Here is a 21,651-nt window from a genome sequence, read left to right on the forward strand (position 1 = left end):
TTCATGGCTACACCCAGAGAAGTTTCTCTTCAGATGACGAGAAATATCGGCATTATGGCCCACATTGATGCTGGTAAAACTACTACTACCGAGCGTATTCTGTACTACACCGGTATCAACCACAAGATCGGCGAAGTTCATGATGGCGGCGCTACCATGGACTGGATGGTTCAGGAGCAGGAGCGTGGTATCACCATCACTTCCGCTGCTACCACCTGCTACTGGAGCCACTCTGAGACCCAGAAGGATCCGGTTGCATTCAAGAAGAACCGTCACCGCATCAACATCATCGACACCCCGGGCCACGTGGACTTCACTGTTGAGGTCCAGCGTTCCCTGCGCGTGCTGGACGGTTCTGTGACCGTTCTGGCTGCAAAGGGCGGTGTTGAGCCGCAGTCTGAGACCGTTTGGCGTCAGGCTGACGAGTACAAGGTTCCCCGTATGGTGTACGTTAACAAGATGGACACCATGGGTGCCGACTTCTTCCGCTGCATCAAGATGCTGCACGATCGTCTGCACGCAAACGGCGTGGCAATCCAGCTGCCTATCGGTCAGGAGGATACCTTCCGCGGTATCGTTGACCTGGTCGATATGAACGCTGAGGTCTACTACGACGACATGGGCAACGACATGCGCACTGAGCCCATCCCCGAGGATATGCGTGAGCAGGCCGAGGAGTACCACAACATTCTGATCGAGGCTGTTGCTGAGAACGACGAAGAGTTGATGGAGAAGTACCTCGAGGGCGAGGAGATCACCCGTGCCGAGCTGAAGGCTGCGATCCGCAAGGAGACCATCGCCAACACGCTGGTTCCCGTTGTCTGCGGTTCTTCCTACAAGAACCGTGGTGTCCAGAAGCTGCTGGACGCTATCGTTGACTATATGCCCGCTCCTACCGATGTCCCTGACATCAAGGGCGTGAATCCCGAGACTGAGGAAGAGGAGACCCGTCCGTCTTCTGACGACGCTCCCTTCGCAGCTCTGGCCTTCAAGATCGCTACCGACCCGTTCGTTGGTAAGCTGGCATACTTCCGTGTTTACTCCGGTAAGGTTGAGGCAGGTACCACTGTCTACAACTCCGTGAAGGACAGCAAGGAGCGTATGGGCCGCATCCTGCAGATGCATTCTAACCACCGCAAGGATATCGACTGCTGCTACGCAGGTGATATCGCTGCTGTTGTCGGTCTGAAGAACACCACTACCGGTGACACTCTGTGTGATGAGAATCATCCCATCATTCTGGAGTCCATGAAGTTCCCCGAGCCTGTTATCCGCGTTGCCATCGAGCCTAAGACCAAGGCCGGCAACGAGAAGATGGGCATCGCGCTGGCAAAGCTGGCCGAAGAGGATCCGACCTTCAAGACCTACACTGACGAAGAGACCGGTCAGACCATCATCGCCGGTATGGGCGAGCTGCACCTGGAGATCATCGTTGACCGTCTGCTGCGTGAGTTCAAGGTTGAAGCAAACGTGGGTGCACCTCAGGTTGCTTACCGTGAGACCATCCGCAAAGAGGCCAACCAGGAGACCAAGTACGCACGTCAGTCCGGTGGTAAGGGCCAGTACGGTCATGTTAAGATCAAGATCGAGCCCAACGAGCCCGGCAAGGGTTACGAGTTCGTCAACGCCATCGTTGGCGGTGCCATCCCGAAGGAATACATCCCGGCTATCGACAACGGTATCCAGGGTGCTATGAAGTCCGGTGTTCTGGCTGGCTATCCTGTCGTTGATGTCAAGGTTACCCTGTGGGATGGTTCTTATCATGAGGTCGACTCCTCTGAAATGGCCTTCTCCATTGCTGGTTCTATGGCGTTCAAGGATGCTATGCGCAAGGCTGATCCTATCATCACTGAGCCTATCATGAAGGTTGCAGTTATCGTTCCCGATGAGTATCTGGGCGATGTTATCGGCGACCTGAATGCACGCCGTGGTCAGATCCAGGGCATGGAAGCTATGGCTGGTACTCAGCGCGTCAATGCATTTGTGCCTCTGGCTCAGATGTTCGGCTATGCTACCGACCTGCGTTCCAAGACTCAGGGCCGTGGCCAGTATGTCATGGAGCCGTCTCACTACGAGCCGGTGCCCAAGAACATTGCTGACCAGATCATTGCTGGCCGCACCAAGGGCTGATCGCCTTAAATTTAAAGTGAATTTTGCCGGGGTAGTGTAACCTCGGCAAAATTTCCTGTAAAAGCACTTGATTTTACAGGGCAAATTTAGTAGAATAGCCTTGCAATGCAATGTCTGCATCTTGCAGGGTTGTTGTAACCAAATATCAAAACCTAAATTAAGGGAGGATATTCCAATGGCTGAAAAGGCAAAGTTCGACCGTTCTAAGCCGCATGTGAACATCGGCACCATCGGTCACGTTGACCACGGCAAGACCACTCTGACCGCCGCTATCACCAAGTACCTGGCTCTGAAGGGCGACGCAGACTTCATGGATTATGCCAACATCGATAAGGCTCCTGAGGAGCGTGCTCGTGGTATCACGATCAACTCCGCTCACGTTGAGTATCAGACCGACGCTCGTCACTACGCTCACGTTGACTGCCCGGGCCATGCTGACTACGTTAAGAACATGATCACTGGTGCTGCTCAGATGGACGGCGCTATTCTGGTCGTTGCTGCTACCGATGGTCCCATGCCCCAGACCCGTGAGCACATCCTGCTGGCTCGTCAGGTCGGCGTGCCCTATATCGTCGTGTTCATGAACAAGTGCGATATGGTCGACGACGAAGAGCTGCTGGATCTGGTCGAGATGGAGATCCGTGAGCTGCTGACCGAGTACGACTTCCCCGGCGACGACACCCCGATCATTCGTGGTTCCGCTCTGAAGGCTCTGGAGTCTACCTCCACTGATCCCAATGCTCCCGAGTATGCTTGCATCAAGGAGCTGATGGACGCTGTTGACACCTATATCCCCAACCCCGATCGTGAGGAAGACAAGCCCTTCCTGATGCCCATCGAGGATGTCATGACCATTTCTGGCCGTGGTACTGTTGCAACCGGTCGTGTTGAGCGTGGTATTGCTAAGGTTGGCGATGCTATGGAGATCGTCGGCATCAAGCCCGATCGTCTGAGCACCACCATCACCGGTCTGGAGATGTTCCGTAAGTCTCTGGACTTCGCTGAGGCTGGCGATAACATCGGCGCTCTGCTGCGTGGTGTTGATCGTACCCAGATCGAGCGTGGTCAGGTTCTGGCTAAGCCCGGTTCTGTGCACCCCCACAAGACTTTCGAGTCTCAGGTGTACGTTCTGACCAAGGACGAAGGCGGCCGTCACACCCCGTTCTTCTCCAACTATCGTCCTCAGTTCTACTTCCGCACCACCGACGTGACCGGTATCATCACTCTGCCCGAAGGCACTGAGATGTGCATGCCCGGCGATAACGTCATGATGCACGTTGAGCTGCTGACCCCTGTTGCTATGGAAGAGGGCCTGCGTTTCGCTATCCGTGAGGGTGGCCGTACCGTTGGTTCTGGCGTTGTTGGCAAGATCATTGAGTGATTTTGACCCTTCGCGCCTTTCCTAAGGCTAAAGGTTAAACTTACGAGAGACCTTCCCATTCCGGAGAGTGGGAAGGTCTCTTTTTGTTTTAGATCCTCTGTCTGTAAGGGCAGGGGTGTATGCCGGATTTTTCAGAGACACGCTTCCACCACGAAATTTATCTGAGTGATCCTCGCCGCGCTGCACCGGGAACACTGAAAACGGTGTTGCGGCATCCCATACGTGAAAAATAAAAACAGGAAAATTCACAAATGATGTCGCTTTTATTTGGCAGATGTGCTATACTGATTTTATCTGTAGAAACACATTGAATGGATAAGGGAGGAGAGAACTTCATGCAGCATGAAACTGTCATCGTGCTGGACTTTGGCGGCCAGTACAATCAGCTGATCGCGCGCCGCGTCCGCGAGAACAATGTCTACTGTGAAATCTATTCCTATAAAACCGATCTGTCGGTTATCAAGGCAAAGAACCCCAAGGGTATCATCTTTACCGGTGGCCCCAACAGCGTTTATCTGGAGGATTCCCCCACGATCGACCCTGAGATCTTCAACTGGGGTGTGCCTGTGCTGGGCATCTGCTACGGCAGCCAGCTGATGATGCATCTGCTGGGCGGCCATGTTTGCCGCGCACCGGAGCGCGAGTACGGCAAGACTGAGGTGTTCGTGGACACGAACAGCAAGATGTTCACCGATGTGCAGCCCTCCACCATTTGCTGGATGAGCCACAACGACTATATTGAGCAGGCAGCGCCCGGCTTTAAAATCACTGCTCACACGGTCAACTGCCCGGTAGCTGCGGCAGAGAACGCTGAGAAGGGCCTGTACGCGGTCCAGTTCCATCCGGAAGTGCTGCACACTGCGGAAGGCAAGAAGATGCTGCGCAACTTCGTGTACAACGTCTGCGGCTGCACCGGCGACTGGAAGATGGACTCCTTTGTGGAGAACAACGTCAAGGCCCTGCGTGAGCGCATCGGCGATGGCAAGGTGCTGTGCGCCTTGTCCGGCGGCGTGGATTCCTCCGTTCTGGCAGCTATGCTGGCTAAGGCTATCGGCAAGCAGCTGACCTGCGTGTTTGTGGATCACGGTCTGCTGCGTAAGAACGAGAAGGAAGAGGTCTGCTCTGTATTCGGCCCGGGCAATGCCAACGGCTTTGATATCAACTTTATCTGTGTGGATGCCCGCGAACGCTACTTTGCAAAGCTGGCTGGTGTCACCGAGCCGGAGCGCAAGCGCAAGATCATCGGCGAAGAGTTCATCCGTGTGTTTGAAGAGCAGGCCAAGAAGATCGGCAAGGTGGATTTCCTGGCACAGGGTACCATTTACCCGGATGTCGTTGAGAGCGGTCTGGGCGGTGAGTCCACTGTTATCAAGAGCCACCACAACGTCGGCGGTCTGCCCGACACCGTGGACTTCAAGGAGTTGGTGGAGCCGCTGCGCAACCTGTTCAAAGACGAGGTGCGTCAGGCCGGCCGTGAGCTGGGTCTGCCCGAATATCTGGTCAGCCGTCAGCCGTTCCCCGGCCCGGGCCTTGGCATCCGCATCATCGGCGAAGTGACCCCGGAGAAGGTGGCAATCGTGCAGGATGCCGATGCGATCTGGCGTGAGGAGATCGCAAAGGCGGGTCTGGATAAGGAAATCAGCCAGTACTATGCAGCCTTGACCAACATGCACAGTGTGGGCGTCATGGGCGACGAGCGCACCTATGATTACGCTGTGGCCCTGCGTGCTGTGACCACCACCGACTTCATGACTGCAGAGAGCTATAATATGCCCTGGGATGTTCTGGGCACTGTCACCAGCCGCATCGTCAATGAGGTCAAGCATGTGAACCGCGTGTTCTATGATTGCACCGGTAAGCCGCCGGCAACCATTGAGCTCGAATAATGGAATGAAGCAAAATTTTAACGTAGCATCAAATAAAATTTGCTAAAAATTTGCTCTGTGACATTAGTTTGACACTAAGCCGCGGAAAACTTCATTGTGGAGCCACCCGGATTACTGGTTCGGTTTAACATTTGAGAATAATTTGAAAGCCCCGGAAAGTTACGAGTTTACGTTTCTTTCCGGGGCTTTTTGACATTATTGACATTAAGAAAATGCCCTGACATTATCGAAAATAGATGATACTGAATCGACAGTAAGGTGGCATCATACATATACTCCTTTTATGATTTTTGTAAGTTTGCATTCAATGTCTTAATCCGCAAAATATAAACCTTTTATGAAATCCTCTTGACAAAGTGGGAACGGGCAGTATAATAAAAATGAACATTGTTCATATTGAGGGTGACCATATGAATACAATCGTAACCTCCAAGGAAGATATCTTAAAAAACAGCCGTGAGCTTATCCGGGAAAAGGGCTGGGCGGCGGTCAGTATCCGTTCTGTCGCCTCGGCATGCGGGGTCTCGGTCGGCTCGATCTACAACTATTATGACTCCAAGGCTGAGCTTATCAGCGCCACGGTCGAGAGCGTCTGGTGCGAAATTTTCCACCGCCCGCAGGACGAGGCTGTATTTCAGGATGTGCAGACCTGTGTCAAATGGATGTACGAGCGCATGGCCTACGGCTGTGAGCAGTATCCTGGATTCTTCACACTGCACTCTCTCGGCTTTATGCAGGAGGACAAGGCCGATGGCAAACGGCACATGCAGCAAATCTGGCACCATATCTTAAATGGTCTGTGTACGGTGCTGCAACAGGATACCAAAATCCGTCCGGACGCTTTTAACGCGCAATTCACCGTTGAAAAATTTGCCGATGTTCTATTTTCGCTGATGCTGTCTGCCTTGCTGCGGCAGGACTACGACCCTGCCGCTGTGCTGGAAATCGTGCGCAGAACCTTATATTGACCGCATTTTCTTCCCACACTGCTGTGGGAATTTTATAATGTCCAAAATGAACACTGTTCACTCAAGGGAGACACTCATAGGAAAGTTCATCGCAATATCCTGTTGCTGCTCGCCTGTCTTGTGTGGAGGAATGCAAGCTTCAACATCCTGCGCTTTGGATGCAACTTTGCCGAGCAAGCCCTTGATGACCGTAAAAACTAAGTCGGCCCTGCAAAAAATGCAGTGTTACAATCAATTTAATCTATCAACAAGGAGCAATCAACTATGCAAGCAATCGTAGAAACTGTTTTTGATGCTGTGTATCTGGTATCCGTCATCACCATCGGTATCCTGATGATTTGTGGCTGCAAGGGCAACCACCAGTTCAAGCTGTTCGGTCTGATGGCTGTCGTTCTGGGTGCCGGCGACTCGTTCCATCTGATTCCCCGTGCTCTGGCTCTATGCACCACGGGCTTTGAAAACTTTACCGTTCCTCTGGGTCTGGGTAAGTGGATCACCTCTGTGACAATGACTGTCTTTTATGTGCTGCTGTACTATGTCTGGCGTGAGCGCTACCGGGTCAAGGGCAACAATGGCCTGACTGCCGCCGTCTACGGTCTGGCTGCCGTGCGTGTCATCCTGTGCATGATGCCGCAGAACCAGTGGCTGAGCGCCGAATCCCCGCTGTCCTGGGGCATTTACCGTAACATTCCTTTTGCACTGATGGGCCTGCTGATCATCGTGTTGTTCTACCGCAGTGCCAAGGAGCATGACGACTCGGCTTTTCGCTGGATGTGGATGACCATCGTGCTGAGCTTCGGGTTCTACATTCCCGTTGTTCTTTGGGCCAATACCGTCCCCATGATTGGTATGCTGATGATCCCCAAGACCTGCGCCTATGTGTGGACCGTTCTCATCGGTTATTCTGCTATGAAGAAGGAATGTAAGTGATTTGTTCACAGTACCGATTTATGAAATAAATTGCTTCGTAAAGATCCAAGCTTACCGAATTGGAATGATCTTACTTGATAAAACTGGATCAGGTAAACTTGTAAGTCCCCTGCCGGTGATGAACTGGCAGGGGGCTTTTTATGTGTGTACGGCTAGTTTAACAGAATACTTGATGGTTGCCGCGATTACGATGCATCCAGCAATTCGTCCGGGTCCTCGATGGCTTCTTCGATGGTTTCTTCCTCAGGAGTGGGTTCATCGACATCGGACGGAGCGAACAGGTCGCGGATGAAGTCGCGCAGGAGGACGAGGCTGTTGTCAAGGTCGGCATCCTCGCTCAGCAGCTGCTGGATCATATCCGGCTTATCGGTGATCAGGTCGTCCACGCCGATGCTCAGCAGTTCGCTGGCATCCTCTTCGCGGTTGACGGTCCATGCGGAGATCGTCTTGCTGCGCTTATGGATCTGCTGCACCATACCGGAGGTGATAAAGGTGGACTGTACGCTGAAGAAATCTGCGGCAGGCAGATCGTAATAACTGCCCACGCCCAGTGCAAGGATATAGCCGGTCCGGATCTCCGGTGCCAGCTCCTTGACCTTGCAGAGGGTTTCATAACTCTGCGAGGTGATGGTGCAGTCCTGCGCAAAGCCTTTTTCGCGGATGATGCGGATGGTTTCCGCTTCCAGCTCCGGGGTGGCGGCATTGGGCTTGATCTCAATGTTCAGCTGGATCTTACCTTTGCACAGGTCCAGCACTTCTTCCAGTGTGGGAACTTTGGCACCAGTGTACTTCTGGCCGAACCAGCGCCCGGCATCCAGCTTGCGAACCTCGTGATAGGTCAGGTCGTAGATGTTCTCGTTGCGGCCGGTGCAGCGGCGCAGGCTGGTATCGTGGGTCACCATGACCACGCCGTCCCTGGTCATCTGCACATCCAGCTCGGCCCACTCGCAACCCTGATCGATGGCCAGCTGGAAAGCGGGCAGGGTGTTTTCCGGTGCGGCAGCGGAGTAGCCGCGGTGCGCGGTGACTACCGGCGCAACGCCGCCCAGCATGGAGAGCAACTCGTCGTCTCTGGGCAGGGCAAGGTAACAGAATGCCAGCGCAAAGGTGAGCAGAGTAGCACCCGCAACCGATGCACCCAGAAGCAGCCTGCCGGTGGAACGGTGATACTTTCCGCTCTGGACCGGCTCCGGCTCAGAGGGGAGAGACTCCCGCAGGCGGCAGTGCAGCATGGCGAGGATCGTGCACTGCGCCATGGTGATGGCGCAGTCGATCAGGAACTGGAAGAAAGGCATCTCAATGGCCAGCGCCGCGCGGGACAGTGCAAACATGGCCTGTGTGCTCTGCAGCCCGACCGCGATGATGATGCCGTACAGCGGCACGGCAACCGCTGCCGTCAGCAGCAGGGAACGCAGGACGACCGAGAGGTTCCAGCGCAGCAGCAAAAGAAAAGCACGGAAGACGCGCCTGCGGATGCAGCAAAAGCTTTCCTTTACCGACTGCCACAGGCTTTTGCGCTCCAGCACGAACAGCGGCAGCACCAGCACCCAGCTGACACAGAGGAACAGCAGGGCAGCACCGGCAGCCAGATAGAGCAGGTAATACTGGCTGTTTGCCTGGATGACACCCATGATGTATTCCGGCACGGCAAGCTGCGTGATATAGTTATAGGCGAGGAAAAAATTGGTGAACGGGATCAGCACGGCACTGTAGACCAGAACGAGCCAGTTCTGCGGCAGGAATGCGTGGCGGATATCTGCAAGAGAGGTGCGCAGCAGGGCAGGCAGGCGGATCGTTTCGCCCTTGCGGGCAAGATCCAGCCCATGCAGCAGGACGGAAAACTCATACAGCGCCCAGAACGCGGTCAGGATAGCAATGAGCGTGATGCACAGGATGATCGCGGGGGAGGAAAAGATATCGGAAGCGTTGTTGTTGCTCAGGTAGTGCATGGGTGCGAACCGCAGCGTGAGCGACCAGAGCTGCTGCATCAGGGGGACGAACAGCAGGTTCGTTGCAGCCTTATACAGGACGATGACCGCGAGCAGGGGGATCTCGGCGCGGCGGATGATAGCCCGGGCGGAGTGCTTCATGGAGTTGTAGGTTTCGTTGGAGGCGCGGAGTGAAGTGAGCAGATCTTTCAATTTGACATGGCCTTCCTTTTATATTCTGCAAAATGACCCGCCCCGAAGCTTCCCGGCGGGCTGTTCTGCGAAAAAAATTTACATATTAAATATAGTGTAACATAACTTCTTATAAAATAAAATGCAGCAGGGGCAGACAGAATCCACAAAATTAAAAGAGATTTTTTGGCAGCTGAGTGTGCGGTGCAAAATGCCCGAAAAAAGGCGAGAAAGCGGAGGAACGATGACTCGTTAAAAAATTGTAGAACTCTGCGCGACAGATGTTGATTCGCATGGACTTTTATAGAATCTCTTGCATTTTTATGGAAAATTCAGTATAATAAAACTAATTTTGAAAGCTCACACAGACAACCAGGAGGTCTTACCATGGCTTCAAAGATCAATAAGGGAGAAATCCTCGCCAAGTTTTTTGATGACGGGGAATACACTGCACTGTTTGCTGACGGTGCAGTGAGCGCTGCCTGCGGCTATGCGGCAGGTCAGCAGGCTTACGCTGTTTACCAGAACGGCGAAGCTGTTACCGTAAAGGATGTTGAAAAGAACATCAAGGTTCTGGAGATGGCAGCTCAGACTGGCTGCCCGGTCGTCACCTTCTACAACTCCGTTGGCGCAAAGCTGGCTGAGGGTCTGGACGTGCTGACCGCCAGCGCAAAGCTGAATGCGCAGATCGCAAAGGTTTCCGGCGTGATCCCGCAGGTGGCTGTTGTTCTGGGTGTCTGCGGCGGCACCAGCGCACTGAGCGCTACCAATGCAGATGTCTGCATCATGGCTGAGGGCGCAGAGCTGTTCTTCACCGCTCCGTTCACCTCTGCTGCCAAGGGCGACAAGGTGGCCGATGCCGGCACCGCAGCCGCCGCTGCAAAGGCTGGCGTGGCCGCCATTGTGGCACCCACTGCTGAGGAAGCTGCCGAGAAGGCTGCTCACATCGTGGGCCTGCTGCCGGCCAACAACCTGACCGGCCCTGCGATCTTTGAGTTCGAGCAGCCCACTGCTGCTCTGGCTGCCGGTGCAGAGCCTGCAAAGGCTGCTGCTGCCGTGGTCGATAAGGACAGCGCTGTGGAGCTGTATGCAGGCTTTGGCAAGTCTGTTTACACCGCATTTGCCACCGTGGGCGGCAACGCCGTGGGCGTTGTGGCCACCGGCAAGACCCTGTGCCACAACTGCGTGGCCAAGGCTTCCCGCTTTGTGCGCCTGTGCGATGCCTTCAGCGTGCCGGTGATCACCATTGTGGATACCGAGGGCTTTGTGCCCAGCGCGACCGATGACATTGCAGGCGGCATCCGTGAGGCTGCCCGTCTGGCTGCTACCTATGCCGACGCTACCACCGCAAAGGTGGCTGTGCTGGCTGGCAAGGCCGTCGGCCCTGTTTACACCGCTCTGGCTGCTGCCGATCTGCGCATTGCCGTGGCTGGCTGCACCGTCAGCGCACTGGAACCCAGCGCAGCGGTCAGCGTCCTGTACAAGGAAGAGATCGATGCTTCCGACAACATCATTGCAGCCACCAACGCAAAGGCTGCTGCTTACACCGCCGAGGTGTGCAGCGCAGCAAATGCAGTTGCCTGCGGCGCTGCTGACCTGACCTGCGATGCAGCCAATGTGCGTGCAAGCGTTGTTGCCGCACTGGAACTGCTGAGCACCAAGCGTGCTGCCCGCCTGCCCAAGAAGCACGGCAACATGGCTCTGTAATCGTCTGTATAAATCTTTTTGATACGATTTTGATTTGGAGGATCCTTCCATGAAGTACTACAATATTACCGTCAATGGCGTTGCTTACAGCGTCTCCGTGGAGGAGACTGCCGCTGGTGCTGCTCCGGTTGCTGCTGCAGCTCCTGCCGCACCCGCTGCTCCTAAGGCTGCTCCGGCTCCCGCTGCTGCTCCCAAGGCTGCTGCAGGCGCTGCTGGTGCCGTTGCCGTCAAGGCTCCCATGCCCGGCAACATTCTGGATGTCAAGGTCAAGGCCGGTGCATCCGTGAAGGCTGGCGACGTGCTGGTGATCCTGGAGGCCATGAAGATGGAGAACGAGATCGTTGCTCCGCAGGATGGCACTGTGGCTTCCATCAACGTCAACAAGGGCGACACCGTCAACTCCGGTGACGTTCTGGTTTCCATGAACTAAGGGAGAGGTGACAATCATGGCCAAAAAGCCGATCAAGGTTACTGAGGTCGTCCTGCGCGATGCCCACCAGTCTCTGCTGGCCACCCGCATGACCATGGATGAGATGCGTCCCATCCTGCCGGAAATGGATAAGATCAACTACTTCTCCGTGGAATGCTGGGGCGGCGCTACGTTCGACAGCTGCATCCGCTTTCTGGACGAAGACCCGTGGGAGCGCCTGCGCATCCTGCGCAAGGAGCTGCCCCACCAGAAGCTGCAGATGCTGTTCCGCGGCCAGAACATGCTGGGCTACCGCCCCTACGCAGACGATGCCGTTGAGTACTTTGTGCAGAAGTCTGTTGCAAACGGCATCGACGTGATCCGTATTTTCGATGCACTGAACGATCCGCGCAACCTGCAGACCGCCATCAAGGCAGCCAACAAGGAAGGCGCTCATGTGCAGGGCTGCATCAGCTACACCCTCAGCCCCGTGCACAACAACGAGTACTTTGCAGCCTATGCCAAGACCCTGGAGGAGATGGGCGCAAACTCCATCTGCATCAAGGATATGGCCGGTCTGCTGACCCCCTATACCTGCTACGATCTGGTGAAGAAGCTGAAGGAGACCGTCAGCATCCCTGTTGACATCCACAGCCACTACACCGCAGGTCTGGCTTCCATGTCCATCCTGAAGGGCATCGAGGCAGGTGCCGACATCATCGATACCGCCATGAGCCCCCTGAGCCTGGGCACCAGCCACATGCCCACCGAGAGTCTGGTCGCTGCCCTGCAGGGCACCGATTACGACACCGGTCTGGATCTGAAGCAGCTGAACGTTGTGCGCGCATACTTTGCAAAGCTGCGCGAGAAGTACATTGCCAACGGCCAGATCAGCCCGAAGAGCCTCGGCGTGGATGCAAACACCCTGCTGTATCAGGTGCCGGGCGGCATGTTCTCCAACATGCTCAAACAGCTGAAGGATGCCGGCAAGGAAGATAAGCTGGACGAAGTGCTGGCAGAAATCCCCCGCGTCCGCGAGGATGCAGGCTATCCGCCGCTGGTCACCCCCACCAGCCAGATCGTTGGTACGCAGGCTGTGTTCAATGTGATCCTGGGCGAGCGCTACAAGATGGTCACCAAGGAGTTCAAGGGTCTGGTCCACGGTGATTACGGCAAGACTCCCGCTCCCATCAAGCCCGAGTTCACCAAGAAGATCCTGGGCGACGAGCAGCCCATTACCTGCCGCTTTGCTGATACTCTGGCTCCTGAGATGGACAAGCTGAAGGCAGAAGCTGCCAAGTGGGCAACGCAGGAAGAGGATGTGCTGACCTACGCAATGTTCCCGCAGGTGGCACCCAAGTTCTTTGAAAAGCGCAATGCCAAGAAGCAGGGCGTGGACGGCGACCATGTGGACTACACCAATCAGTCTCATCCCGTCTGATCTTTCATAACGGATTCAGGAGCTTCCCGCTTTTGCGGCGGGAGGCTCCTTTTGTGTTTTGCATCGGATCTGGCCCCAAAAATGGGCGGCGGCTCATTGACATGAAAATCCATCCATTTTATAATGAATCAAAATGGATGCAGCCGACACCCGGGCATCCCCGGAAAAAGAAGAGGTGATCTGCATGAGAAGCATCACGGTACAGCGCCTTGCGGAATTTACAGAGCAGGATTATGAATTTACCTTCGGCATCACCCGGAAGGAATTTGCCCAGATGCTGGAAGCACTGAATGCGGCTTATTGCAAGGAGCACCGGCGCAGGCCGCATTTTACCAAGATCACAATGCAGGATAAGCTGGTGCTGACTTTGCTCTACCGCCGCGAGTACCGCAGCATGGAGAACATTGCGGCAGAATACGGTGTCTCCCGCGATACCATTGCGGACAATATCCACTGGGTGGAGCGCGCACTGCTGAACGCAAATCTGCTGCAGAACAGCGTGACCTGCGTATATAAAACCAACTGAAACAGGCTCTGATACAGGATCGGAAGATTTTGTATCAGAGCTTTTTTGCTTTGCACCGTGTATTGCGGCCGGTTTTGGCGGCGGCACGCAACAGTGCACCTTGAATTTTGGGCCGAAGAATAGTAAAATGAGACTATATGTATCGTAACATGGGTTTGTGTACCCAAAGGCGGATACGTATACCGAAACTTGTAAGCTGAAACACTGAAAATGTAAGAACAGGAGAGCGTTATGATCTTAAGCATGACCGGCTTTGGCCGGGGGACTGCTGTGCGCAATGGCCGTGAGATCACGGTGGAGCTGCGCAGCGTGAATTCCCGCTACTTTGAGTATTCTTCGCGCATCCCGCGCACCTGCAGCTATCTGGACAGCCGCCTGAAAAAGCAGCTCAACGAGCGCATTTCCCGCGGCAAGGTGGAGCTGAGCATGACCGTGCAGAATGTGGACGCTGCCGATACGGTGGTGGCCGTCAACATGGAGCTGGCACGCAGCTACCAGCAGGCCATGCGGGATATTTCGGAACAGCTGGGTGTCAAGAACGATATCTCTGCGAGCGTGCTGACCCGCTTCCCGGATGTGCTCACCACCCGCCACGCGGATGTGGACGAGGAACAGCTGTGGGAAGATGTTTCTGCCGTTACCGCACAGGCGCTGGACCGCTTTGTGGAGATGCGCGCCGCCGAGGGTGCCAAGATGAAGGCAGACGTGGAAAACCGTCTGAACTTCCTCGAGGAGTGCGTGGGCAGGGTGGAGACTTTGAGCGCAGGCCGCGTGGAAGCCTACACCAACCGCCTGTACGAGAAGCTCAAGGTCATTCTGGAGGACCGCGATATCGACGATGCCCGCGTGCTGACCGAGGCCGCTATTTTTGGCGATAAGACCGCTGTGGATGAAGAAACGGTGCGCCTGCGCAGCCACATTGCGCAGTACCGCGATATCCTCAAGCTGGACGAGCCGGTGGGCCGCAAGTTGGACTTTTTGACGCAGGAGCTGAACCGCGAGACCAATACCATCGGCTCCAAGTGTCAGGATCTGGATATCACCCGCATCGTGGTGGATATGAAGGCGGAGATCGAAAAGATCCGCGAACAGATCCAGAATCTGGAGTGATACAGAAAATTCGGAGGGGTTTATGAAGCTCATCAACATCGGGTTTGGCAATATGGTCAGTGCAGGCCGTGTGGTGGCAGTGGTCAGCCCGGATTCCGCCCCGGTCAAGCGCCTTGTAAAGGAAGCGCGGGAGCGCGGAATGCTGATCGATGCATCCTATGGCCGCAGCACCCGTGCAGTGCTTATCATGGACTCCGATCATGTGGTGCTCTCGGCGCTTCAGCCGGAAACGGTGGCCAACCGTGCGGCAGGGCAGGAGGGCAAAACACCAACAGAGGAGGAACAGACCCATGGCGAACGATAAATATTTGTTTGTGGTCTCCGGCGCGGCCGGTACCGGCAAGGACAGCGTGGTGAAGGCACTGCGCGAAGCACACCCGGAGATCGAAAAGACTGTTTCCGCCACCACCCGCGCACCGCGTCCCGGTGAGCAGGAGGGCGTGGATTATTATTACCGCACCCGGGAGCAGTTCCAGCAGCTGATCGAGAACGATCAGGTGGTGGAGCACAACTTCTACAACGGCAACTACTACGGTACCCTGCGCGAGGAAGTGGACAAGCGCCTTGCAGCCCGGAAGGTGGTCGTTCTGGTCATCGATGTGCACGGCGCAGCGAACATCCGCCGCATGTTCCCCGGCGCAACCACCGTGTTCCTGCTGCCGCCGTCGGTGGAGGAACTGGAGCGCCGTCTGCGGGGCCGCGGCACCGAGACCGAGGACAGCATTCAGGAACGTCTTGCCACCGCCCGGCAGGAGCTGGCCCAGCAGGATAAATTCACCCTGAAGCTGGTCAACGACCAGGTCGATACCTGCGCCGATGCACTGTATCAGGCCATCTGCCAGCGCATTGGTGCCGCAGAATAACATTTTGAAGGAGCTGGACGAATGCCCAAAACGGTAGGCGTTGCCGTCAGCAATGCGACCTTCCACTTTGATAAGCTTTATACCTATGCCGTCATGCCGGATCAGCAGAATGCGGTAAAACTTGGCAGCATGGTGCTGGTGCCCTTTGGCCGTGGCAGCCGCGCCCGCATGGGCGTGGTGCTGGCCTGCGATGCCGAACCGGAAAGCGCGAAGCTGAAATATCTTTTCGACGTGGCCCCGGCATCCGCCTGCCTGACCCCGGAACTGCTGCGGCTGGTGCATTTTCTGAAGGAACGCACCTTCTGCACCTATTATGAAGCGGTCAAGGCGGTCATTCCCTATGGTGCACAGTACAAGCCTGCCGTGGCGGCGGACGGTGTAACGCCGGTGCTGCAAAAGCAGCTCACCCGCCACACCGAGAACTCCTACCGCCTTGTGGGTGGGCTGCCGCCAAAGCCGAAGCCGACAGCCAAGCAATTGGCGGCAGTGGCGCTGCTGGGCGGCGGGCCGCGCACCCTGAACGAACTGGAAGACAAGGGCATCAGCCGTGCCGTGCTGGATAACCTGTGCGCCAAAGGCGTGCTGGAATGCAGCAAGGTGAATAAATCCATCGACCTGTATTCGTCCATTCCGCTGAAAAACGAGCCGATCACCCTCACGCAGGAGCAGCAGGCGGCTTACGATGCTCTGCTGCCAAAGCTGGAAGACGATGCACCCCACTCGGCGCTGCTCTACGGCGTGACCGGCAGCGGCAAGACGCTGGTGTTTTTAAAGCTCATTGCCCGCTGTCTGGAGCAGGGCAGGCGTGCGCTGGTGCTGGTGCCGGAGATCAGCCTGACCCCGCAGATGATCCTGCGGCTCAAGAGTCAGTTTGGCCGCCGGGTGGCGGTGCAGCACTCTGCCCTCAACCACACCGAACGCCTTTTGCAGTGGCAGATGATCCAGGACGGCGGCGCAGACATCGTGGTGGGTACCCGCAGCGCCATCTTTTCGCCGCTGGAGAACATCGGGCTCATCATCATCGATGAGGAGCAGGAGCACACCTACCGCTCGGAATCCGCGCCCCGCTATTCTGCCCACGAGGTGGCCCGGCAGCGCGCGGCGGAAAACGATGCATTGCTTCTGCTGGCAAGCGCCACCCCCAGCACCGAGAGCTTTTACGCGGCCCAGCATGGCCGCACCCAGCTGGTGCGGCTGACCCAGCGCTACGGCGGCAACCCGCTGCCCACGGTGCAGATCGTGGATATGCGCGCAGAGCTGGCGGCAGGCAACCCGCGGGAGATCAGTCTGTCGCTGGAAGATGCCATCCGCCGCAATCTGGATGCAGGCAAGCAGACCATTTTGCTGCTGAACCGCCGGGGCTACCAGACCATGGCCCAGTGCGAGGACTGCCGCGAGGTGCTCAAGTGCACAAAATGCAGCGTGCCGATGGTGTACCACAAAGCGGCGCACAAGGTATTGTGCCACTACTGCGGCAGCCAGATGGAACCGCCCACTGTGTGCCCCGCCTGCGGCGGCAAGCTGCAGTACCGGGGCTTCGGCACCCAGAAAGCCGAGGAAGAGCTGGCAAAGCTGTTCCCGGATGCGCGGGTGCTGCGCATGGATCAGGATTCCACTGCCGCAAAGGATGCCCACGAAAAGCTGCTGGCAAGGTTTGCAAACCACGAATATGACATCATGGTGGGCACCCAGATGGTGGCCAAGGGACTGGATTTTGAGGATGTGACCCTTGTGGGCGTGCTGGGCATCGACTCGCTGCTGTTTGCGCAGGGCTTCCGCGCGTATGAGAACGTGTTCAGCCTCATCACGCAGGTGGTGGGCCGCAGCGGCCGGGCCAGAGACCCCGGCTTTGCCATCATCCAGACCACCGACCCCGATAACCCGGTGCTGAACCTTGCCGCCGCGCAGGACTACGATGCCTTTTTTGAGCAGGAAATTGCATATCGCAAGCTGGGCCTGTACCCGCCCTTCTGCGGGCTGTGCGTCATTGGCTTTGCAGGCGCAAAGGAGATTGAGGTGGCACGGGCGGCGGCGCGCTTTGCGGCCCTGCTGGGCCAGCAGGCGGCAAAACAGCCGGACCTGCCGCTGCGGGTGCTTGGCCCCACGCCCGGCAGTATTGAAAAAATCAACGACACTTATCGCTATAAGCTTACCATCAAGTGCCGCAACGACCGCCGCTTCCGCGACCTCGTGCGCAGCACACTGGAAAGATACGAACAGGAAAAACTTCCGTCCAAGGCCACCGTTGCGGTGGACCTGCACTCGGACGGTGACATCTGATTTGGAGGTACCATAAATGGCTATCCGTAACATTGTAAAAGAGGGCGATCCCATCCTGAACAAGGTCTGCCGCCCCGTCACCACCTTTGATGACCGTCTGGCTACCCTGCTGGACGACATGCACGAGACCATGATCGCCGCCGACGGCGTGGGTCTGGCCGGCCCGCAGGTGGGCATGCTGCGCCGTCTGTTCGTGGTGTGGGACACCACCGATGCCCCGGAAGAAATTCCCGAAAACTACGAGTACAAGTTTATCGACTTTGTGAACCCGGAGATCCTGGCTGTATCTGAGGAAGAGGAGACCGCCTACGAGGGCTGTCTGTCCTTCCCGGGCCACAACGGCGCTGTGACCCGCCCCGCCGCGGTCAAGGTGCGCGCACAGGACCGCCACGGTGAGTGGTTCGAGCTGGAAGCTGAGAATCTGCTGGGCCGCTGCATCCAGCACGAGAACGACCATCTGGACGGCATTACCATCATGCAGTCCAGCGAGTATTTCTATGAGGATACCGAAGAGGGCAAAAAAGCTGCCCGCGAAGCGAAAGGAAACAAGTAATGCGCATTTTGTTCATGGGCACGCCGGATATTGCCGCAGAGTGCCTCAAAGCCCTGTATGCCGCCGGGCATGACATCTGCGCGGTGTACACCCGGCGGGACAAGCCGGTTGGCCGCAAGCAGGTGCTTACCGCACCCCCGGTCAAGGAAGTGGCCCTTGCCCACGGCACGCCGGTGTTCCAGCCCCGCACCCTGCGGGACGGCAGCGAGGACGAGAACATCCGCGCACTGGCCCCGGAGCTGATCGTGGTGGTGGCTTATGGCTGCATCCTGCCGAAGTCTGTGCTGGAAGCGCCGAAGTACGGCTGCATCAACCTGCATGTCTCCCTGCTGCCCAAGTACCGCGGCAGCGCCCCGGTGCAGTGGGCCGTGCTGAACGGCGATGCCGAGACCGGCGTTTCCATCATGCAGATGGACGAGGGCCTTGACACCGGCGATGTGCTCTGCTGCGAGAAGATCGCCATTGACCCGGAGGAGACCAGCGGCCAGCTGTTTGACCGCGTGACTGCCGTGGGTGCCCGTGTGCTGTGCGAGGTGGTGCCCGCCATCGCCGCCGGAACGCTGAAACCCCAGCCGCAGGATCATGAGAACGCCTGCCTTGCGCCTATGCTGAACAAGGAGATGGCAGAGTTCCGCCTGACCGAATCGGCTGCCCACATCCACAACTGGGTGCGCGGCATGAACCCGTGGCCCGGTGCATGGTTCGTCACCTCCGGCGGCAAAAAGCTCAAGGTGATGGAGTGCCGTGCCGTGGAAGCTCACGGCGAAGCGCCCGGCACCGTGCTGGCCACAAAGCCGCTCACGGTGGCTTGCGGTGAGGGGGCCGTCCAGCTGCTGAATGTGGTGCCGGAAGGCAAAAAGCCCATGGACGGCACCGCCTTTGCGGCCGGTCAGCGCCTGAAAACGGGGGATATCCTCTGATGGCGGCGAATCCCCGCGCGGCGGCAGTGGCGGCGCTGGTGCGGCAGGAGCAGGATGGCTTTTCCAACCTTGTTCTGGATGCCGAACTCAAGCGCCAGCAGCTGGAAGGCCGCGATAAAGCTTTTGCCAGCGCCATCTTTTACACGGTGCTGGAACACCGGGGCACACTGGACTACATCCTGTGCCAGTTCCTGCCCAAGGGCCTTGCCAAGCTGGATGCACCGGTGCGCGAAATATTGCGCGCGGCGCTGGCGCAGGCCCGCTATATGCAGGTGCCGGTGTCCGCTGCGGTGAACGAGGCCGTCAAGCTGACCCGTGCCTTCAAAAAATCCAGCGCATCCGGTCTGGTCAACGCCGTGCTGCGCAAGGCGTGCAGCTACGACCTGAGCACCGCAAGCTTCAAAAACGAAGTGGAGCGGCTCATGGTGCTTGGCTCTGCCGGGCGGGATGTGGCGGAATTTCTGCACAAAAACTACCCGGACGAGGCACTGGATATCCTTACCTACAAGGCCGACGGCGGCATGACCAGCCTGCGGGCGAACCCGCTGAAAGGCAGCGCCGATGAGCTTTGTGCAAAGCTGCTGGCTTCCGGCGCAAAGGAAGCAAAGCGGGGCATTGTGCCCGGCAGTGTGCTGGCCCGCTTCGAGGGCAGCCCGGCGGAAAATGAGCTGTTCCGGCAGGGGTACTTCCATGTGGAAGGGCAGGCCAGCCAGCTGGCGGCGCTCTGCGTGGACGCACAGCCCGGAGAAACAGTCATCGACCTGTGCGCCGCGCCCGGCGGCAAGACCATCCTGCTGGCCGAGCAGATGCACAGCACCGGCAGGCTCTACAGCTGCGATGCCGCCGAGAACCGCGTGGGCCTGATCCGCACGGCAGTGCAGCGCATGGGCTTGACTAATGTGGAAGCCCTGTGCAACGATGCCACAAAGCTGAACCCGGCCCTGCCGCAGGCCGACCGCATTTTAGCGGATGTGCCCTGCAGCGGCCTTGGCATTCTGGCAAAAAAGCCGGATCTGCGCTACAAAAAGCTGGAACCGGCCCGCGAAGCTGAATTATTGGCCACGCAGTCGGCCATCCTCGATACGGCGGCACAGCTGCTGAAAGCGGGCGGCAGGCTGGTGTACTCCACCTGCACCATCGACCCGGCAGAAAACCAGCAGCAGATCGCGGCATTTCTGGCCCGCCACCCGGAGTTTACGGTGGTGGAGCCTGCCGCAGCGCTGCCCGCGGGGATGACGGCAGGGGAGCACGGCGCGCTTTCGGTGCCCACCCGTACCGGCATGGACGGTTTTTTCCTGTGCGCCATGCAGAAAAACGGGGAAAAGCTGCAATGAAACAGGTGGCTTGTTCGTAAAAAACAATAGGAGAACACAATGGAACAAAAACGCTGTATCTCTTCCTTTACGCTGGCAGAGCTGACCGCCGAACTGAAAGCGATGGGTCAGCCGGGCTTCCGGGCAAAGCAGATCTTCCACTGGGTGCACCAGAAGCTGGTCACCGAGTTTTCTGCCATGACCGACCAGCCCAAGACCCTGCTGGCAAAGCTGGAAGAAAGCTTCTACATTGCCGCGCCCAAGATCGAGCGCAGGCAGGAAGCAAAGGACGGCACGGTAAAATATCTGCTGCGCATGGCAGACGGCAACTGCATCGAGACCGTCGTGATGCGCTACCACTACGGCAACACGGTGTGTGTGTCCACGCAGGTGGGCTGCCGCATGGGCTGCCGCTTCTGTGCCTCTACGCAGGCAGGCCGCGTGCGAAATCTGGAAGCAGGCGAGATCTGCTCTGAGATCTATACCGCCCAGAAGGATATCGGGGAGCGCATTTCCCACATCGTGCTCATGGGCATTGGCGAACCGCTGGATAACTTTGACGAAGTGATGAAGTTTCTGGAGAACATCACCTCGCCCGAGGGCGTGAACATCGGGATGCGCAACATCAGCCTTTCTACCTGCGGTCTGGTGCCCAAGATCGACCAGCTGGCCGAGAAAAAGCTGCAGCTGACCCTCTCGGTGTCGCTGCACGCACCCAACAATGAAATTCGCAGCGGCATGATGCCGGTGAACGATGCCTATCCCGTGGAAGTGCTGATGCAGGCCGTGCGCCGCTATCAGGATACCACCGGCCGCCGCGTGAGCTTTGAATATTCCATGGTGCGCGGTGTCAATGATTCCGATGCCTGCGCCAGACAGCTGGCAAACCTGATCCGGGGCATGGGTGCCCATGTGAACCTGATCCCCATCAACCCGGTGGACGGCAGCCCGTACTCGGCCACCGATGCAGCCAACGTGCACCGCTTCCAGCAGAAGCTGGAGAGCCTTGGTGTGAACGCTACGGTGCGCCGCCGCCTTGGCAGCGAGATCAGCGCCGCATGCGGCCAGCTGCGCCGTGACGAAATGAACGGGAAAGCGTAAATATTAAAGGGAG

At 57.2% G+C, this 21,651-nt stretch carries 18 protein-coding genes and 1 pseudogene; 18 read left to right on the top strand and 1 reads right to left on the bottom strand.

What is annotated here, in order from left to right; all coding sequences use genetic code 11:
• Positions 1-3: 3 nt before the first annotated feature.
• The 6 genes and pseudogenes from fusA to WMO17_RS00690 all read left to right on the top strand — a co-directional run bounded on the left by fusA (position 4) and on the right by WMO17_RS00690 (position 7,295).
• Positions 4-2,130, top strand: a complete 2,127-nt coding sequence (gene fusA, locus WMO17_RS00665; RefSeq protein ID WP_097774838.1) for an elongation factor G — start codon at positions 4-6, stop codon at positions 2,128-2,130.
• Between the two features lie 175 nt (positions 2,131-2,305).
• Positions 2,306-3,511 carry an elongation factor Tu gene (tuf, locus tag WMO17_RS00670; RefSeq protein ID WP_005940209.1) on the top strand — a complete coding sequence of 402 codons (1,206 nt, stop codon included), beginning with the start codon at positions 2,306-2,308 and terminating at the stop codon, positions 3,509-3,511.
• A gap of 110 nt (positions 3,512-3,621) precedes the next feature.
• A pseudogene (locus WMO17_RS00675) lies at positions 3,622-3,744 on the top strand (GyrI-like domain-containing protein); the annotation flags it as partial.
• Between the two features lie 102 nt (positions 3,745-3,846).
• Positions 3,847-5,397 (top strand): glutamine-hydrolyzing GMP synthase, encoded by a 1,551-nt coding sequence (guaA, locus tag WMO17_RS00680; RefSeq protein ID WP_044953447.1) that lies wholly within the window; start codon positions 3,847-3,849, stop codon positions 5,395-5,397.
• Positions 5,398-5,807: 410 nt separating this feature from the next.
• Positions 5,808-6,365, top strand: a complete 558-nt coding sequence (locus tag WMO17_RS00685; protein ID WP_097781913.1) for a TetR/AcrR family transcriptional regulator — start codon at positions 5,808-5,810, stop codon at positions 6,363-6,365.
• Between the two features lie 264 nt (positions 6,366-6,629).
• On the top strand, positions 6,630-7,295 hold the full coding sequence (locus WMO17_RS00690; protein ID WP_349137271.1) for a hypothetical protein: 666 nt from the start codon (positions 6,630-6,632) through the stop codon (positions 7,293-7,295).
• A gap of 185 nt (positions 7,296-7,480) precedes the next feature.
• Here the strand turns inward: WMO17_RS00690 and WMO17_RS00695 are convergent, their stop codons facing one another.
• On the bottom strand, positions 7,481-9,436 hold the full coding sequence (locus tag WMO17_RS00695; RefSeq protein ID WP_349137272.1) for a glycerophosphodiester phosphodiesterase family protein: 1,956 nt from the start codon (positions 9,434-9,436) through the stop codon (positions 7,481-7,483).
• A gap of 366 nt (positions 9,437-9,802) precedes the next feature.
• On the opposite strand from WMO17_RS00695, the gene WMO17_RS00700 reads away from it, so the two are divergent.
• The 12 genes from WMO17_RS00700 (at position 9,803) to rlmN (ending at position 21,638) form a co-directional block, all read left to right on the top strand.
• Positions 9,803-11,122, top strand: coding sequence for a carboxyl transferase domain-containing protein (locus WMO17_RS00700; RefSeq protein WP_349137273.1), 1,320 nt, complete (start codon positions 9,803-9,805; stop codon positions 11,120-11,122).
• A 49-nt stretch (positions 11,123-11,171) separates the two neighbouring features.
• A complete protein-coding gene (locus WMO17_RS00705; protein WP_005940233.1) occupies positions 11,172-11,552 on the top strand; it encodes a biotin/lipoyl-containing protein in 381 nt (126 codons plus the stop codon).
• 16 nt (positions 11,553-11,568) lie between these two features.
• A complete protein-coding gene (locus WMO17_RS00710; protein WP_005940236.1) occupies positions 11,569-12,972 on the top strand; it encodes an oxaloacetate decarboxylase subunit alpha in 1,404 nt (467 codons plus the stop codon).
• A gap of 184 nt (positions 12,973-13,156) precedes the next feature.
• Positions 13,157-13,498: a transposase family protein gene (locus WMO17_RS00715; RefSeq protein ID WP_118528073.1), complete on the top strand. Its 342-nt coding sequence runs from the start codon at positions 13,157-13,159 to the stop codon at positions 13,496-13,498.
• Between the two features lie 231 nt (positions 13,499-13,729).
• Positions 13,730-14,608 carry a YicC/YloC family endoribonuclease gene (locus tag WMO17_RS00720; RefSeq protein WP_349137274.1) on the top strand — a complete coding sequence of 293 codons (879 nt, stop codon included), beginning with the start codon at positions 13,730-13,732 and terminating at the stop codon, positions 14,606-14,608.
• A gap of 22 nt (positions 14,609-14,630) precedes the next feature.
• Positions 14,631-14,912, top strand: a complete 282-nt coding sequence (locus WMO17_RS00725; protein ID WP_097777947.1) for a DUF370 domain-containing protein — start codon at positions 14,631-14,633, stop codon at positions 14,910-14,912.
• On the top strand, positions 14,899-15,471 hold the full coding sequence (gene gmk / locus WMO17_RS00730) for a guanylate kinase (protein WP_005940248.1): 573 nt from the start codon (positions 14,899-14,901) through the stop codon (positions 15,469-15,471). Before WMO17_RS00725 ends, gmk begins: the two co-directional genes overlap by 14 nt.
• A 21-nt stretch (positions 15,472-15,492) precedes the next feature.
• On the top strand, positions 15,493-17,751 hold the full coding sequence (gene priA, locus WMO17_RS00735) for a replication restart helicase PriA (protein ID WP_097774853.1): 2,259 nt from the start codon (positions 15,493-15,495) through the stop codon (positions 17,749-17,751).
• A gap of 16 nt (positions 17,752-17,767) precedes the next feature.
• Positions 17,768-18,304, top strand: a complete 537-nt coding sequence (def, locus tag WMO17_RS00740) for a peptide deformylase (RefSeq protein WP_097774854.1) — start codon at positions 17,768-17,770, stop codon at positions 18,302-18,304.
• Entirely contained in the window at positions 18,304-19,224 is a 921-nt protein-coding gene (gene fmt / locus WMO17_RS00745; RefSeq protein WP_005940255.1) for a methionyl-tRNA formyltransferase, read from the top strand. The genes def and fmt overlap by 1 nt, the downstream gene beginning before the upstream one ends.
• Positions 19,224-20,558: a 16S rRNA (cytosine(967)-C(5))-methyltransferase RsmB gene (gene rsmB, locus WMO17_RS00750; RefSeq protein WP_207698235.1), complete on the top strand. Its 1,335-nt coding sequence runs from the start codon at positions 19,224-19,226 to the stop codon at positions 20,556-20,558. Before fmt ends, rsmB begins: the two co-directional genes overlap by 1 nt.
• A gap of 39 nt (positions 20,559-20,597) precedes the next feature.
• Positions 20,598-21,638, top strand: a complete 1,041-nt coding sequence (gene rlmN, locus WMO17_RS00755) for a dual-specificity RNA methyltransferase RlmN (RefSeq protein WP_349137275.1) — start codon at positions 20,598-20,600, stop codon at positions 21,636-21,638.
• The last annotated feature ends 13 nt before the right edge of the window (positions 21,639-21,651 follow it).

The organism is Faecalibacterium faecis, assembly GCF_040096475.1.
Taxonomy (GTDB): Bacteria; Bacillota; Clostridia; order Oscillospirales; family Ruminococcaceae; genus Faecalibacterium; species Faecalibacterium taiwanense.

Bases quoted from the DNA above. Each gene is read 5' to 3' on its own strand.
- rlmN (WP_349137275.1), top strand. From the start codon at position 20,598: ATGGAACAAAAACGCTGTATCTCTTCCTTTACGCTGGCAGAGCTGACC.
- guaA (WP_044953447.1), top strand. From the start codon at position 3,847: ATGCAGCATGAAACTGTCATCGTGCTGGACTTTGGCGGCCAGTACAAT.
- fusA (WP_097774838.1), top strand. From the start codon at position 4: ATGGCTACACCCAGAGAAGTTTCTCTTCAGATGACGAGAAATATCGGC.
- rsmB (WP_207698235.1), top strand. From the start codon at position 19,224: ATGGCGGCGAATCCCCGCGCGGCGGCAGTGGCGGCGCTGGTGCGGCAG.
- def (WP_097774854.1), top strand. From the start codon at position 17,768: ATGGCTATCCGTAACATTGTAAAAGAGGGCGATCCCATCCTGAACAAG.
- tuf (WP_005940209.1), top strand. From the start codon at position 2,306: ATGGCTGAAAAGGCAAAGTTCGACCGTTCTAAGCCGCATGTGAACATC.
- fmt (WP_005940255.1), top strand. From the start codon at position 18,304: ATGCGCATTTTGTTCATGGGCACGCCGGATATTGCCGCAGAGTGCCTC.
- WMO17_RS00725 (WP_097777947.1), top strand. From the start codon at position 14,631: ATGAAGCTCATCAACATCGGGTTTGGCAATATGGTCAGTGCAGGCCGT.
- WMO17_RS00720 (WP_349137274.1), top strand. From the start codon at position 13,730: ATGATCTTAAGCATGACCGGCTTTGGCCGGGGGACTGCTGTGCGCAAT.
- WMO17_RS00690 (WP_349137271.1), top strand. From the start codon at position 6,630: ATGCAAGCAATCGTAGAAACTGTTTTTGATGCTGTGTATCTGGTATCC.
- gmk (WP_005940248.1), top strand. From the start codon at position 14,899: ATGGCGAACGATAAATATTTGTTTGTGGTCTCCGGCGCGGCCGGTACC.
- WMO17_RS00715 (WP_118528073.1), top strand. From the start codon at position 13,157: ATGAGAAGCATCACGGTACAGCGCCTTGCGGAATTTACAGAGCAGGAT.
- priA (WP_097774853.1), top strand. From the start codon at position 15,493: ATGCCCAAAACGGTAGGCGTTGCCGTCAGCAATGCGACCTTCCACTTT.
- WMO17_RS00700 (WP_349137273.1), top strand. From the start codon at position 9,803: ATGGCTTCAAAGATCAATAAGGGAGAAATCCTCGCCAAGTTTTTTGAT.
- WMO17_RS00705 (WP_005940233.1), top strand. From the start codon at position 11,172: ATGAAGTACTACAATATTACCGTCAATGGCGTTGCTTACAGCGTCTCC.
- WMO17_RS00685 (WP_097781913.1), top strand. From the start codon at position 5,808: ATGAATACAATCGTAACCTCCAAGGAAGATATCTTAAAAAACAGCCGT.
- WMO17_RS00710 (WP_005940236.1), top strand. From the start codon at position 11,569: ATGGCCAAAAAGCCGATCAAGGTTACTGAGGTCGTCCTGCGCGATGCC.